We start from the raw sequence: 14830 nt of genomic DNA, 5'->3' as shown, positions 1-14830 counted from the left end.
GCCTCCAGCCGTCGCCCGGCGACCTCCGTGCGCATGACCGCGTCGGCCAACTGGTCGGCGTCGCGCTCGTCCCAGCCGGCCGTCCGCAGCGCCTCGACTGCGGCCTCGAGGAGGGAGAGCGCAAACTCGACCGGGGCTCCGCCGCTCAGCGGAGCTGACGCCTTGTGCCGGGCCTCGTCCGCAGTCAGGGCCGCGTCGCCGAGCGGGTGGGTGTCGGCGGATGCGGCCGCCCCCGCAGGAAAAGCACCACCCACAGACCGGGCACCCTCGCCGCCCGGCCCGTCGGTGTCCCGCTCTCCCCGCCTCATGGCCAACAAACTAGAACACGAGTACGACACGAACGCCGCCGCGATGGCATCACTGCTGGTCAGATGGTGAAGTCGTCGTCGTCGTTCTCAAGGGGGTCGCCGCCGCGCGCGGCGAGGCGGTCGCGCCAGGCGGTGAGTTCCGCGATGGTCCCCGCGATCCCCGTGTCCACGATCGGCAGGTGGATCTCGTCTAGCCGGGCGAGCTTGGCGTTGAGCGCCGCAACACCCCCGGCGCCCAGCACACCCCCACCAACCTCCAGCGCGCGCCCGCCGTCCTCCCACCGGCCCAGGTCGCGCGTGATCTCCTGCTGCAGCATCTCGGCCTCGGCAAACACACTGATCCGCTCCACCGCGAGGTCCCCGATCTTGACCTGATCGCGCACGGACTTCTCGGTGGTTTCCAGAATGTCCCGCACATTGGCGAGCCGGATGCGGGCGTCGGCCACCACGTCGGCGCCGAGGACGCCCGGATCGAGCGCGGCGCCCAGCCTTTTCTCGATCTCGGAAATCGCCGCGATCTCGTCCGCCTGCCCGTCCAGCAGGTCCCGCGCGATAGACAAGTACGCGGCGAGCTTTTGCGCCGCCCGCCGATTCTTAGCGTCCTTGATCCAGGTGCACAGCTCGATGAGGGTGGGTTCCAGGTCCCGCACGGACTCCTGGACGCTGCGCGCCCCGGCCCACAGCCCGTATGCCATCTCCGACTCGTGCCCGGGCTCGATGTCGCGGTAGTCGGCGCGGATCGCGTTGGCCATGGACCCCTCCGCGGGGCGCGGGCCGCCGGACGCGTTGGTCTCGTGCGCGCCGTAGGGGGCGTTCATCCCGTAGGGGTCGCCGGGGCCGAAGGGCTCGCCGAGCTGGCGGTAGTCGGCGGGGCGTCCGCGGTGGCCGGGCAGGTGGCCGCCGTCGGTGGGATCGGAATTGTCGGGTGTGGTCATGGAAAGCCCCTTTCGACGGCCGTCGCCGGTGGTGCGACGGGGCCGGCGACCCAGCGCCAGCAGCGGTGCGGGCGCCAGGATCCTGGTGCCGCGCATTACGTGCCGGAACCGCCTGAGGTGACAGCGATCCGAACGCCCCCACGATACGACGCGAGTCCGACATCCCCCGCCCGCCGCGGGGCAACTGCAGGTGGGAGGGGCTGGCGGGACTGTGCCGGTGGGAGGGTGTCGGTGGGAAAAATTCGGCGGGGAGGGATGGTGACCGTCCGGGCCGAAGGTCACCGTCCGGCGTGGGTCGCCCTTGCTTTAGGTGACGACGACCAGGACCATTCCAAAGTCTTCAGCCGCATCGGTCCAGACCGTCGGCCGGGTGAAGCCGTGTCCGGCGAGTTCGGTGGCGAGCACGTCCGGCTGGAATTTCCGGGCGATCTCGGTGCGGATCCCCTGGCCCGCCTGCAGTGTCCGGGTGAGGCCCAGCGTGGGGAAGCTGATCCGCACGTCGCGGACCGCGCGCAGCCACATCTCGATGCGACTCTCGGGTGCGTTCCACACGGACTGGTGACGGAAGTCGCGGCGGTCGAGGCCCTCGGTGGTGAGGGTCGCGGTGATGACGTCGAGCATGTTGAGGTTGAACTCGGCGGTGATGCCTCGGGCGTCGTCGTAGGCGGCGACCAGCCGGTCTGGGTTTTTGATCAGGTCGAATCCCAGCGCGAACCGGTCCCCCGGGGCGAGGAGCCTGCGGATCATCGCGAAGAAGTGGGCGCGTTGCGTCTCGGTGAAGTTGCCGACCGTGCCGCCGAGGAACAGCAACAACCGCCGGCCCGGCTCACCCGGCAGGGGCCCGTCTAGCGCGGTGAGGTCGCCCTCCACGGGTTCCACCCGCAGGCCCGGGTACTCGTCGTTCACCGCGCGGGCGGACTCGGCGAGCATCTCGGTGGAGATGTCGACGGGCACGAACAGCGGCGCCGTGGTCCCGGCACTCGAGGACTCGGCCCCACCGGTCCGTGACGCGAGCACGTCGAGCAGCACCCGCGCCTTCTCGCAGGTCCCGGCGCCCAGCTCGACGAGCGTGTGAGCGTCGGCGACGATCTCGCGGGCTCGCGTCCGCAGGATCTCGGCCTCCGCGCGGGTGGGGTAGTACTCGTCGAGTCGGGTGATCTGGTCGAAGAGCCGACTGCCCTTCTCGTCGTAGAACCATCGCGGCGGCACGGTGGGCGGGTCGTCGAAGAAGCCCGCGAGCAGGTCCGCTTCGAGCGCCGCGGCGGCCTCCCTTCCCGCCGCCTGCTCGGCCACTTCTGCAGCCGCCTGCCCCGTCGCCTCCTCCCGCGTCCGCGTCACCGCGCGAGCCTCAGCCCGGTGGCCGCCCATCGGGACGCGGCGGGGAAGAAGTTCCGGTAGGTGTGCCGCGTGTGGCCGGCCGGGGTCAGGGCGCTGCCGCCGCGCAGGATGTGTTGGTCGGACATGAACTTGCCGTTGTACTCACCGGCCGCGCCCTCCTCGGTGACGAAGCCCGGGTACGGCAGGTACGCGCTCGCGGTCCACTCCCACACCCCGCCGATCGCACGCTCCGACACCGCCCGCGGGTGGCACCGCGCCGGGTCCAGTTCGTCGCGCACGTCCCAGCCGGTGGTGGCCGCCTCCCATTCGAACTCGGTGGGCAGCCGCGCCCCAGCCCAGCGCGCGTAGGCATCGGCTTCGTAGAACGACACGTGCATGACCGGTTCGGCGTCCACGACGGGCCGCCGGCCATTCAGGGTGAAAGCGGTCCACTCGCCGTCCTCGACCCCGGCCCCGGCAGCACCGGGCGGCCGGTCCTCCCCGTCCTCGTTCTCACGCCGCCAGTAGCCGGGCGCGTCCCAGTCGAATGCCTGAACGGCGGCCCATCCGTCCGAGAGCCACAGTTCGGGCCGCGAGTACCCACCGTCGGCCATGAACTGCTTCCACTCGCCTACCGTGACCTGCCGCGTGGCGATCTCGCCGCCGGGTAGCCACACGCGGTGGCGGGGCCGCTCGTTGTCGTAGGAGAAGCCGTCCCCGGAGTCGGCGCCGATCTGCGCGACTCCTTCGACGACCGCGAGCCAGTCCATCTCCCCCGGCGCCACATGCGCGGGATCGGCGTCCCGGGCCACGTACACGGGGTCGGTCGGGTTGTGCGAGAACAGATGCTTGAGATCCATGAGCATCAGTTCCTGGTGCTGCTGCTCGTGATTGCATCCCAATTCGAGCAGTTCAAGTCCCCGCTCGTCGACGTTCCCGGCGTCGAGCGCCTCCACCACGGCGGCGTCGATGCGCGCCCGGAAGTCTCCGATCTCCGCGACCGACGGCCGCGTGATGAGCCCGCGCTGCGGTCGGGGCTGCCGCGGGCCGACGGCCTCGTAGTACGAGTTGAACAGGAACCGGAAGTTCGGCTCGGGCGAGACGTATCCGGGCACGCGCCCGAGCACGAATTCCTCGAAGAACCAGGTGGTGTGCGCCCGGTGCCAGGCGGCGGGGCTGGCCGGGGTCATGGACTGCGGGATCTGGTCCTCGACGCTGAGCCGGGAGGCCAGCAGATCGGTCATCCGGCGTACGTCGAGGAATCTTTCGGCGTCGCTCTGGGCGCTCGGTGCGGTGGTCACGGATCCGGCAGTCATGGGTTCCCCCGTCTGCGTTGTGGGCGGTGTTCGGACACTCCGTCGCCACGGTAACCGCATCGAGTCGCGTGTCACACCGATCGCAGGCCACGCCACCCGGCCGACCGAAACCGCCACGCCCTCACCGCGCGTCAGCCAGCCCAGTCAGCCCACCCAGCCATCCAACCGCGCCCGCCGGCCTACATCCGCGGAAACGCCACCGGCCGCCCGGCCTGAACGTTGCGCCGCTCGTGCTCGAGCAGCTGCAGCCGGTACTCGGGGCAGCTGCCGAGTCCGCCGTCGGCGCGAATGACCCGATGAACGGGGATGACGAACGACGCCGGCACCTGCCCACACAGCCGGCCAACGAGTCGCGCACTTCGAGGCCGCCCGGCGTCGAGGCCGATCTCCCCGTACGCCGCCGTCTCGCCGTACGGGATGTGCTGGATCTCGCGGTACACCTCGCGGGCGAACTCGTCGTGCACGCCTGCAGCATCGAGGTCGAGCGGAACATCAAAGTCGCGCCGCGTCCCGGCCAGGTACTCATCGATCTGCTCGGCCACTGCATCAAGCACCTCGGCCGCGCCAGCCTCCCCCTCGGCCGTCAGGTCCGCAACGTCCTCGAGCCCAACGCCCTCAGCCCGCTCAACGCGCACCACGCCACGCCCGCTCGCCTCCACCACGAGCCGCCCGGCCAGGGTGTCGAGCACGCGCACCGCCACGGCACTCACGAGCCCAACCCGCTCACGCCAGCACCCACCGCACGCACACCGCGCTCAAACCCACAGCGCCCAAACCCAACCCTCAGACCACACTCGCCCGATCCGGGTTGGTCACATCCGCATCGGCCTTGTCGAGTTTCTCGAACAGCGCATCCGGCCCCTGCTTGGCGACGAACGACATCTCGGCGGTGGTGATGGGCACGGCCTGCAGTCGGGTGATGAGCGGCCCGGTGCCGTCCTCGCCGCCGGATTCGTCCACCACTTCGAGGTCGGGCCACAGGAACGGCGGGGTGAGCACGAGGTGTTCGCACTTGCGGCCGGGGTCGACGAGTCCCACGGCGTTGGGGATCACCGCGCCGGGTGCGACGTGGATGGAGCCGGTCGCCACCGCCAAGGCGCACGCGTCGAGGACGTCGGCCATGGCGCGGTGGGAGGTGCGTCCGACAGTGACGAACTCGCTGCGGATCTGTCGCCCTTCGGGGGTGGTGACGTTGGTGGGTAGCTGCCGGGCGCCGGTGGTGGCGTAGGTGGAAAAGCCGGTGGCGGGCATGTCGTCGACGACGACGATGTCGCAATTCCACTCAGTGGTGTTTCCCTCCTCGTCCGGTTCGGTCTCGTGCGGGTAGCGCATCACGCGGACGGAGGCCTTTCCGCCGAGTATGCCTTCCAGACCTGCCAGGTCGGCTTGTTCTGGGGCGGGGCCGGTGGTGTCTTCAGTCATGCAAGTGCTCGCAGTCGCGGTTCGAGGTCGGTTTTGAAGAGGTCGAGGAAGCGCTTCTGGTCATGGCCGGGGGCGTGGAAGACCAGGTGGTTGAGGCCGGCGTCGACGTACTGCTTGACCTGCTCCACGGCATCATCCGGGTCGGAGGCGACGATCCAGCGCTTGGCGACCTGCTCGATGGGCAGTTCGTCAGCGAGGCGCTCCATCTCGCGGGGCGAGTCCACGGAGTGCTTCTGCTCCGGGGTGAGGGACAGGGGCGCCCAGAATCGACAGTTCTCCAGCGCTGCGGCCGGGTCGGGGTCGTAGGAGATCTTGATCTCGATCATCCGGTCGATCTGCGTCGAGTCGCGCTCGTTGATGGCGGCACCCTCCTCGACGGCGGGCAGGAGCTTGTCCGTGTAAAGCTCCATGCCCTTGCCGGAGGTGCAGATAAATCCGTCGCCCACGCGGCCGGCGTACTTGGCCACCACGGGCCCGCCCGCGGCGACGTACACCGGAACGCCGTCCTCGGGCACGTCGTAGAGGAAGGCGTCCTTGGTGCTGTAGTAGTCGCCCTCGAAGCTGGTGGTCTCGCCGGTCCACAGGGCCCGCATCAGCCGGACGGACTCGCGCAGTCGGGCGAACCGCTCCTTGAACTCGGGCCACTCGCCCTGGTGGCCGGTGGCGATCTCGTTGAGCGCCTCGCCGGTGCCCACGCCCAGGAAGACGCGGCCCGGGTAGAGGCACGCCATGGTGGCAAACGCCTGCGCCAACACGGCCGGGTTGTAGCGGAAGGTGGGCGTGAGCACCGACGTTCCGAGCTGCAGACGCTCGGTGCGCTCACCAACCGCCGTCATCCACGACAAGGAAAAAGGGGCATGCCCTCCATCGTGGCGCCATGGCTGGAAGTGGTCGGAGACGGTGGCCGAGTCCATTCCCGCCTGCTCGGCCAGGACCGCGTACTCGACGAGGTCGCGGGGGCCGAACTGCTCGGCTGAGGCCTTGTAGCCGAGCTTCAGGGGCGGGGTGGTGGGCATGGGCAGCTCCTTCGGGGGTATGCGCCAGCAGCGTTTTCGCCGGCTCGCGCGGGCACTCCGCCGAGTATGCCAGCGACGTTCGACGCGCCCACCCGACTTGACATACGCCACCCCCTCCGACCCCTGACCTGGCCAGACGTGAGTTAAACCTGAGATCCAGCCAGGAAAGCCGGGCCGAGAGCCCAGTCGACACCCCTCACTCAGGATGAAAGCGCGGACTGTGCTGCCACTTTTCGAATCTGTGAACAATTTCCCACTTCGCTAATTTTCTGTCATGCTTTGTGTGGTTCATCACAGGACCTCGTGTCGAGCAAGCTGACCACCCGGTACAAGACCGACACAGCACCCCTCTCTGGTCGACTCTCGACCCCCTCCGAAAGGCATGGCTTATGGACGCCAGCACCCCTATCTCTGCCGACCTCCAGCGGCAGCAAGATCGCAAGCGCAAGCGCAAGGCCCTCCTCGCCGGCGGCGTGGTCCTGGGCCTCGGCGCGGCGGTCACCCTGGCCGCCTGGTCGGACGACGTCTTCGCGGACGGAGTGTTCAACACGGGCAACAACTTCGAACTCGTCGCCGCTGTCGACGCCGCCGGCACGGACTTCAGGACATACAACGGCCCTGACAGCATTGACGGCGAGACCGGTCGCCTCGACTTTGACTTCAGCCTTGACGCCACGTCGATGGAGCCCGGCGAAACGGTGTACGCGCCGATCACCCTCGCCACCTCCGACACATCTGACATGGGCGGAACCGTTTCCCTTGCCAGCGTGGATGCCGAAGGCTCATACGAGCGACTTCTCACCTATCGCATCTACAAGGACACCGCACATGGGGCCAATTGCAACGCCACCGATGCCAGCGGGCTCGAATCATGGACCAACCCGGCAGGCGGTATCACCAGCATCGTCGACGGCCTCACAGCGGACATTCCATTAGTTGGACCGCTATTAAACTCCGTGCTGGGCCTCTTACCGCCCGTTAGCCGCCCGGTCATGGACCCCGTTCCACTCCTCACAGGTTCTCCCTTGCCGGTCGGAGCTGGACAAAATGCACCGGTTCAGCACCTTTGCGTCGCGGTGGAAATGGGCTTGCCCGAGGGCCCCTTGGACCTCTTTGGCCAAATCGATGTTGCGAACAGCCAGCTCGTCAGCGCACTGACCTCTGACGTCGAAGACAACAGCACTACTGTCACCTGGCGCTTCGCCGGCAGCGCCGGATAGCCACTAGTCGGCCCGCCCTCCAATCCATGCGGGCGGCATGCCGCCCGCTGGTCGACGCTGATTCTCGGCGTCGACCAGCGGAGCCGGTGACAAGCGGGCCGTGGCCAGAAATGTGCACACACCTAAAGGCCATTCTCTGTTCAGATTTCAGCGCGACCATGGAGCACCTCAATGGGTAAGCACGCCGCCTCGACTGCGCGATTGCGCAAAGCATCCCTAGCCGGAGGAATGGTGTTCGGAATTGGCGCTGCAGCTACCCTTTCCGCCTGGTCAGACGCGTCGTTGTCGGGTGCAGTATTTGACGCCGAGAAACCCAAACGCGCTGGGCTGTTCGAACTGCAGAGCGCACCATCGCCCGATTCGTTCGACGACCAGGCCGAATCGATGGCCACGATGGCAACGCGCGGCATCCAAGAGTTGGAATCGACCAGCGTCTCCACCTCGGTGGTACTCACCCCCGGGCGGGACACCTTCCTACCCGTGTACCTGCGGACTTCCGAGGACAGCGACTCCGGCGCGATCGTGTCGGTGTCACAGGCCTCCAATGGCGGGTCTGAAATCGCCCCGACCCCTGCCACAGTCTGGGGCGACCAGAACACTCCGGGCTTCGTCAGCTACGGCGCGCGCCTTCACCGCGTAGATGATCCCGCGTCGGCACCGGAATGCAACCTCGATTTGTTCGACGCGCGCAATGCCGACTCGGAGCTTCTGTTCGGCACCGAGCCCGGCCCCGCGAACGCACACGACGGGCTGGTCGCCATGGACGCCGAGGCGCCTTCGACCCAGTTCGCCCTCGCCGGCCGGGCGGAGAACATGTACTTGGTCTGCTTCCGTTTCCACCTGGACCCGAGCGTGATGGTCGAGGCCCCTGAATCGAACGGCGCGCCCTTCCAGCCCTCATGGACCTTTACCGGGGAGGCGATCGACCAGTGACCCCCATCGCCCGCCAACCCTGGAATGACTCAGAATCCGGGCGCCGCATCCTGACCGCAGCCACCGCCGGCTCGCTCGCGCTGACCACTGCCCTCGTCCTGGGCAGCACGACGGGCGGTCTGGTCCAGGAAACCGCTGCGCAGGCCGTCGACTCCGAGACCGTGGCGGTCGACGGCACCATCGCCTGGTCGGACGGCGGCTTTGCCCGGACCACCTCCAACTCGTTCACCACTCACGCGGCCGACGCCACCGCCGTTCGGACCGCCTTCACCACCACCGCCGATCCTGCTCACGCAGTTCAGACCGGAACGTGGGGAGACGAGGATCTCGACGGCCGGCCCGGAGAGCCCGTCTCCGCGATCGGCACGCTCGGGGACCGTCCCGAAACCGCCGTCAACTACTGCATGCAGTCCGCCCTGCCAGGTGCTGCGGCCGAGCACCAGCAGGACTGCCTTCCCGGCGGGCCCGAGTACACAAACGAGGCGCAGTCCCGCGCAAAGGCCTGGGGCCGCTCCGGCGGCGTCGCCACCCCGACCTCCGGAGAACAACCCCCGGTGTTCATGGAAGCCGCTGAGGTCCGCACCATGGTCGAGTGCTCCCCAACGGGCGAGTCGTGGTCGCTCGTGCCCACGGCGTTCGACCCCGCCTGGGGCCAGGGCATCGGCGTGACGACGGGGGCCGGAAACGACCTCGGCGCCGACTTCACAGCGCTCGCGCCCGAGACCAACAGCCGTGTGTCGGCATGGATCCCCTCGCGGCGCACGGTCGACTCGCCCCCTGTCGATGAGATCGTCGAGGCTCCAGCAGCTACCGACGCGCGCGACTCCGCCGATGCTGGTCCTGCGGACGCGACCGCCGACCACGACAGGTCCACCTACCTCCGAGTGTCGCTCACCTCCCGCGCCTACGCGGTGGACGGCTACGCCCTGTCCGATATGTACGCGACGGTCGACCGGTATCACCACGAGTCCAAGGAGTACCTGGGCTCGTTCACCATGGTCTTTGCGCGGTCGGAGTGCGGCGTCAAGCTGGGGCCGATCGACCACCAGCCGCTTATCTCCGACTTCGAGGCTCCTGACGCCCCGGTGTATCCGGCGGCCCCTGCGGCTGAGCCGGTCACCATCACGGCCGCGCCGGTCCCCGATGAGAGTGGCATCGAGGCCGTTCGATCCAGCCGGATCTCGCACCGGACAGGACTGGCCGGTGCGTCGCAGAAGGAGGCGCCGCCCGCCACGTCTGTGGCGTCGTCGACCGCCCCCGAGGACAGGACCGAAACCTCAACGGTTGCAGCGCCCAGTCTTTTTGACGACGACGAGAACACCACTGACGTGACGACAGCCAGCAGTACGCGTCGGACCGCGACCGGCACGACGACGGTTCCGACGACTGTGTCTGAGGCACCGCCAACGCAGACGCGCATCTCGACGGCTGTGCCGAAGCCAGCGCCGACGCTCACTTCCGTGCCTGCGGGCACGCCCACCTCGGTGCCGCCGGCCACGTCGACCACAGCGCCGCCGGCCGATCCCAAGCCCACCCGGACATCCACCCCCGCGCCCGAGATCGTGATTCCCGATGAGCCGGGAGCGCTGTCGCCCCGGGCGGAGACGAAGAAGGCCGGGACCGCGGAGGTCGGGGAGGATGAATTCGTCGTCGTCGTCAAGGGCGACGATATCCCCCGCGACGCACGACGGGCAGTGGCGGCGCTCGAGACATGGCTGGACGGCGGCGAACCAGGTAGCAGCTGGGACACCTTCACCTCCGAGGACCCGGACCGCGAGGGGTGGCGGTGGGCGGTGATCAGCCAACGCTCCGGAACGGTCTTCTACATCCGATGACCAGCGCACTGATGCGCAGTACGGGGTGGCCATGCCCACCCCACACTGCCGTCTACCGCGTCAGAGACCTGTCGTTCCTGAGAATTACCCACATTGAGCGGGATCGCAGGGCGATCCTCGCCCTCGGGGCCGCGGCGGCCACAGCCTAGCCGTGCATCCCGTTTGGACCTCCACAGGAGAACAGGAACAGGCATGACCAGCACTCGAAATCCGGAGACGGACAACTCTGACGCCGGCCCCGCCGTCCGCCGGCCGAGCGTCTGGTCCTCCATTGAGAATCTGCTACTCAACGTCCTCGCAATGTTGGGCATTGTGTGTATCGCTGCCACGATCGCCGCCTTTGCACTCAATATCAGCCTCATCATGTTCAAGACCGGATCTATGTCGCCGACGATCCCTACCGGCTCCCTCGCCGTGGTCAAACAGATCCCGGCCTCGGAGATCCGTGTCGGCGATGTCACCACGGTCTCGCGCGGCGAGGGGCAGCTACCGGTGACCCACCGTGTGGTTTCTGTGACCCCGGGGGCCGGCGACACCTACTCCATAGAGATGAAGGGTGACGCCAATGATTCTGTAGACGCGCGGCCATACGAAGTAACCGAGGTCAAAAAGGTGCTGTGGCACGCTCCCCACCTCGCCTACGTGGTGTCGACCGTCAGCCAACCGATCTACATGGCCGGCATCACCATCGCGGTATCGCTCCTCGTGGTCTGGTCCTTCTGGCCCCGACAGCAGCCGTGACATAAACCGGCCCGCCCCCCATCCGCTGACCAGCGGCGCGGCGCCGAACCGCCAGCGCGCATCGCCCGGCGCCGTGCCAGCAGAACCAGTGAGATCGCCCACTCGCCGAGCCCGCATGTAACGATTTCGCATCGCGAGCCCATATCCTTGATGAACCGGAGAACACCACGGACACCACCCGTCCCGTGACTCACGCCACGGGCAGGACTCCGGGCCGAGCACGCTATTCGGAGGAGCTATGCGGATCCGGCACGCGGCCAGCGCACTGGTCGCCCTCGCTGCCACTTCCGCGTGCGCACTCGGGGCGTCGGTGATCGCCCAGGACCACCACGAGCACACCCGCGAATCCGAACTCCGCTCCTCCGCCTGGTCCGTCCAAGCCTCCACCGACTTCGGCACCACCTGGACCGCACCCATCAATTCCGCCGGCGGACACTTCCCCGTCCGAGTTGACACCGCCGCGCTACGAAACCGGTCCGCCTACCAGCCGCTCACCCTGCGCACCTCCGTAGATTCGCAGGACACGGCACTCGTCGACATCGGCAAGGGCGTACTAGTGGAAGGCAACCCCGAAACAGCTGCCGAGGTACGCATCCGCGCCGTCTCCTCCACCAGCGGCTCGTGCGCCCAGCCCACCTTCACACCCGGCCGGCCCGGAGTCACCTCAGGCGTGCTGGAAGGAAAGCCCACCGAGCCGGTGGCCGTAGACGCCCCGACCGCGGACGCCCCACTCGTCCTGCCCGCGGCCACCCGCACGACGCCCGGAGCGCCGGTGACCGTCTGCCTGGAACTCAGCCTCGACGCCAACGCCCCGGCACCGGATTCGGTGCTCACGCTGGCCTGGCCCATCGACATCACCCGCGGCGACACCGACACCGACTCCTAACGCGGAGCGGGCGGAGGGCGCGAGCGACCGCAGGGCCAGCGGACCCCGCCAGCCGAACCTAGCCCAGCCCGCGCTTCAGATCATCGATCAGGTCGCCCGCGTGCTCCAGCCCCACCGAGAGGCGGATGACGTTCTGGCCGATGCCCACCGCGGCACGGGCTTCCGGCTCCATCGACGCGTGTGTGGTGGTGGCCGGGTGCGTGACCAGCGTCTTGGCATCGCCCAGGTTGTTGGAGATATCGATCACGCGCAGCGCGTTGAGCAGGTCGAAGCTGCGCTGCTTGCCCCCGTCGGCGTCGTCGTCGAACTTCAATCCGAACGTCACCACCGAGCCGCCGCCCGACATCTGCGACTTGGCCAGCTCGTGCTGCGGATGCGACTCCAGCATCGAGTACGTCACGAACTCCACCGACGGGTGCGACTCGAGGAACGTCGCCACCTCGAGCGCGTTGGCCGACATCCGCTCCACGCGCAGTCCCATGGTCTCCAGCCCCTTGAGCAGCACCCACGCGTTGAAGGCGTTCATGCCAAACCCGGCGTGACGCATCAGATGCTTGACCGGCCCGGAGATGAACTCCTCGGTCCCGAGCACGGCCCCGCCGAGGACGCGGCCCTGGCCGTCGATGTGCTTGGTGGTGGAGTAGACCACCACATCGGCACCCAGCTCGAGCGGCTTCTGGTGCAGGCAGGTGGCAAACACGTTGTCCACCACGACCTTCGCCCCGGCCGCGTGGGCGAGCTCGCACACCGCGCGCACGTCCACCAGCTCCTGCATCGGGTTGGAGGGCGTCTCGAAGAACACCGCATCCGCCGGCTCGCTCAGCGCCTCGCGCCACTGGTCCAGGTCGGCACCGTCCACGAACACGGTCTCCACGCCCCAGCGGGGCAGGATGTCGTCGCAGATCACGAAACACGAACCGAACAGCGCCCGAGACGCCACCAGCCGCGAGCCCTCGCCACACAGGGCGGCTAGCGCCACGAACACCGCCGACATGCCCGAGGACGTCGCGAAGCAGTCCTCCGCGCCCTCGATCTGCCGCAGCCGCTCCTCGAACATCTTCACCGTCGGATTGCCGTACCGCGAGTACACGAACCGCTCGGTGGTGCCATCAAACGAGGCCTCGGCGGCCTCGGCCGAGTCGTAGACATACCCGGAGTTGAGGAACATCGGCTCCGTGGTCTCCTCGAAGCCGGTGCGCATCTGCCCGGCCCGCACGCCCAGAGTGTCGGGGTGGAGTCCGTCGGGGAGCTCGTTGTTCTTCATCCGCTGCTTTCTTCCGGTGTCGATGGTCAGATGGTGTTGTCGTCGTCGTAAAAATCTCTTGGGCGGTTCAGCCCTGGCGCCAGGCCAGGCCCGCCACCTTCCAGCCGTTGACGGTCCCGCGGTGACCCTGCGCATCGTGGTCACCCTCGAACCCCTCCGCCACGTTGTACGCGGTGCGGTACCCGGCGGCGGTGGCCACCTGCGCGGCCGCCGCGGACCGCCCCCCGCTGCGGCACAGGAACAGCACCGGCGCCTCGGGCGACAGGCCCGCCTCGGCGAGCTGCTCCACGAACCGCCCGTTGGGCTCACCGGCGGAGGTCACCCACTCAATCCCCACCGTGCGCTTGCCGAGCTCGGCCAGGTCGGCGCCGCCCACCCACTGCCATTCCGCGCTGGTACGGACGTCCACGAGCGTGGCGTCCGGGTCGGAGGCGAGCAGGTCCCAGGCCTGCTGAGGGGCGAGGTCTCCGGCATAGTCGCTCATAGCTGGTCATTATGCTCCTCCCCTCGCCCGACAGCCGACCGGGCCGGGCCAACCGTGAGAACATCGGATCATGACGTGGTCCTCAACTTCCCCTCTCCGCATCGCCGTGGTCGGTTCGGGCCCGGCCGGTGTGTTTGCCTGCGACGCCCTCCTGACCTGGGCCGACAAGAACGAGCAGGAGGTGGTGGTGGACCTGTTCGACACGCTGCCCGTGCCGTTCGGCCTCCTGCGCCACGGCGTCGCGCCCGACCACCCGCGCATCAAGGGCATCGCCAATAACCTGTGGGAGATCGGCCAGGACCCGCGCATCCGCTTCCTCGGCAACGTGCATTTCGGCACCGACATCACCCTCGACGACGTCCGCCGCCACCACCACGCCGTCATCTTCGCCACCGGCGCCCTCGCGGACCGCACGATGGGCATCCCCGGCGAGGACCTCACCGGCGCCTACGGGGCGGCCGAGTTCGTGACCTGGTACGACGGCCACCCCGACGCCCACCCCGAGTGGAACCTCACCGCCAAGCGCGCCGCCGTGGTGGGGGTCGGCAACGTGGCCCTGGACATCGCGCGGATGCTCGTGCGCACCCCCGAGCAGCTGGAGGCCACCGACATCCCCGAGCACGTCCGCACCGGCTTCGGCGCCACCGCCGCGCGGACCGTGTCGGTGATCGGCCGCCGCGGGCCCGCCTGGGCCAAGTTCACCACCCTGGAGCTGCGGGAGATGGAGAAGGTGGAGGGGGTCACCGTGGTGGTGGAACCGTCCGATCTTGACGACGACGACCCCGCCGCCCGCTCCCATCGCGAATCCGATCGCCGGGCCGGGCAGATCCACGCGGTCCTCCAGAAGTGGGCCGAGCACCAGGCTGAGGCGGGCCACACCACTGCCGACGACGCCGAGGCCGCCGCGTTGGCCGCTGGCCAGAAGGTCGTCCGCTTCCGCTTCAACCGGGCGCCGGTCGAGATCCTCGGCAGCGCCGACTCCAGCAGCGCCGACTCCGGCAGCCCCGGCGCCGCTGACTCCCCCTCCGGCCACGTGACCGGCCTGCGCCTCGAGCGCACCGAGCCCGACGGCACCGGCCTACGCATGACCGGCGAGACCGAGGACCTGCCCGTCGACGCCGTCTACAGCGCGGTCGGCTACCGCTCGGCCGCG

General features: G+C 68.7%; 14 protein-coding genes and 1 pseudogene. 6 read left to right on the top strand and 9 right to left on the bottom strand.

Annotated elements, in window-relative coordinates:
• The 7 genes and pseudogenes from G6016_RS01580 to fgd form a co-directional block, all read right to left on the bottom strand.
• A pseudogene (locus G6016_RS01580) lies at window positions 1–308 on the bottom strand (hypothetical protein); the annotation flags it as partial.
• Between the two features lie 59 nt (window positions 309–367).
• Window positions 368–1243 (bottom strand): hypothetical protein, encoded by an 876-nt coding sequence (locus G6016_RS01575; RefSeq protein ID WP_182630960.1) that lies wholly within the window; start codon window positions 1241–1243, stop codon window positions 368–370.
• A gap of 306 nt (window positions 1244–1549) precedes the next feature.
• On the bottom strand, window positions 1550–2581 hold the full coding sequence (egtD, locus tag G6016_RS01570) for an L-histidine N(alpha)-methyltransferase (RefSeq protein WP_338403470.1): 1032 nt from the start codon (window positions 2579–2581) through the stop codon (window positions 1550–1552).
• Window positions 2578–3876 carry an ergothioneine biosynthesis protein EgtB gene (egtB, locus tag G6016_RS01565; RefSeq protein WP_182630958.1) on the bottom strand — a complete coding sequence of 433 codons (1299 nt, stop codon included), beginning with the start codon at window positions 3874–3876 and terminating at the stop codon, window positions 2578–2580. Before egtB ends, egtD begins: the two co-directional genes overlap by 4 nt.
• A gap of 179 nt (window positions 3877–4055) precedes the next feature.
• Complete coding sequence (locus G6016_RS01560; protein WP_338403469.1) at window positions 4056–4586, bottom strand: methylated-DNA--[protein]-cysteine S-methyltransferase; 531 nt, start codon at window positions 4584–4586, stop codon at window positions 4056–4058.
• Between the two features lie 73 nt (window positions 4587–4659).
• The gene (locus G6016_RS01555; protein ID WP_182630957.1) at window positions 4660–5298 is read right to left on the bottom strand and encodes a suppressor of fused domain protein; all 639 of its coding nucleotides are present in this window, start codon (window positions 5296–5298) and stop codon (window positions 4660–4662) included.
• Window positions 5295–6314, bottom strand: a complete 1020-nt coding sequence (gene fgd / locus G6016_RS01550; RefSeq protein WP_182630956.1) for a glucose-6-phosphate dehydrogenase (coenzyme-F420) — start codon at window positions 6312–6314, stop codon at window positions 5295–5297. Before fgd ends, G6016_RS01555 begins: the two co-directional genes overlap by 4 nt.
• A gap of 389 nt (window positions 6315–6703) precedes the next feature.
• Here fgd and G6016_RS01545 point away from each other — a divergent pair, with 389 nt between their 5' ends.
• The 5 genes from G6016_RS01545 (at window position 6704) to G6016_RS01525 (ending at window position 11929) form a co-directional block, all read left to right on the top strand.
• Window positions 6704–7534, top strand: coding sequence for a SipW-dependent-type signal peptide-containing protein (locus G6016_RS01545; RefSeq protein WP_182630955.1), 831 nt, complete (start codon window positions 6704–6706; stop codon window positions 7532–7534).
• 171 nt (window positions 7535–7705) lie between these two features.
• The gene (locus G6016_RS01540) at window positions 7706–8467 is read left to right on the top strand and encodes a hypothetical protein (protein ID WP_182630954.1); all 762 of its coding nucleotides are present in this window, start codon (window positions 7706–7708) and stop codon (window positions 8465–8467) included.
• A complete protein-coding gene (locus G6016_RS01535) occupies window positions 8464–10302 on the top strand; it encodes a hypothetical protein (RefSeq protein ID WP_182630953.1) in 1839 nt (612 codons plus the stop codon). Before G6016_RS01540 ends, G6016_RS01535 begins: the two co-directional genes overlap by 4 nt.
• 192 nt (window positions 10303–10494) lie before the next feature.
• Entirely contained in the window at window positions 10495–11043 is a 549-nt protein-coding gene (locus tag G6016_RS01530) for a signal peptidase I (RefSeq protein WP_182630952.1), read from the top strand.
• Between the two features lie 238 nt (window positions 11044–11281).
• Complete coding sequence (locus tag G6016_RS01525; RefSeq protein WP_182630951.1) at window positions 11282–11929, top strand: hypothetical protein; 648 nt, start codon at window positions 11282–11284, stop codon at window positions 11927–11929.
• Between the two features lie 58 nt (window positions 11930–11987).
• Here the strand turns inward: G6016_RS01525 and G6016_RS01520 are convergent, their stop codons facing one another.
• Both G6016_RS01520 and G6016_RS01515 read right to left on the bottom strand, forming a co-directional pair.
• Window positions 11988–13193: an O-succinylhomoserine sulfhydrylase gene (locus tag G6016_RS01520; protein WP_182630950.1), complete on the bottom strand. Its 1206-nt coding sequence runs from the start codon at window positions 13191–13193 to the stop codon at window positions 11988–11990.
• A gap of 67 nt (window positions 13194–13260) precedes the next feature.
• A complete protein-coding gene (locus tag G6016_RS01515; protein ID WP_182630949.1) occupies window positions 13261–13677 on the bottom strand; it encodes a rhodanese-like domain-containing protein in 417 nt (138 codons plus the stop codon).
• Window positions 13678–13747: 70 nt separating this feature from the next.
• Between G6016_RS01515 and G6016_RS17455 the strand changes: the two genes are divergently transcribed.
• Window positions 13748–14830 (top strand): FAD-dependent oxidoreductase (locus G6016_RS17455; protein WP_182630948.1); only part of this gene is annotated, 1083 nt, incomplete at its 3' end.

Source organism: Dietzia aerolata, assembly GCF_014144865.1.
Lineage (GTDB): Bacteria > Actinomycetota > Actinomycetes > Mycobacteriales > Mycobacteriaceae > Dietzia > Dietzia aerolata.
This window is presented reverse-complemented; position numbering and strand designations above follow the sequence as displayed.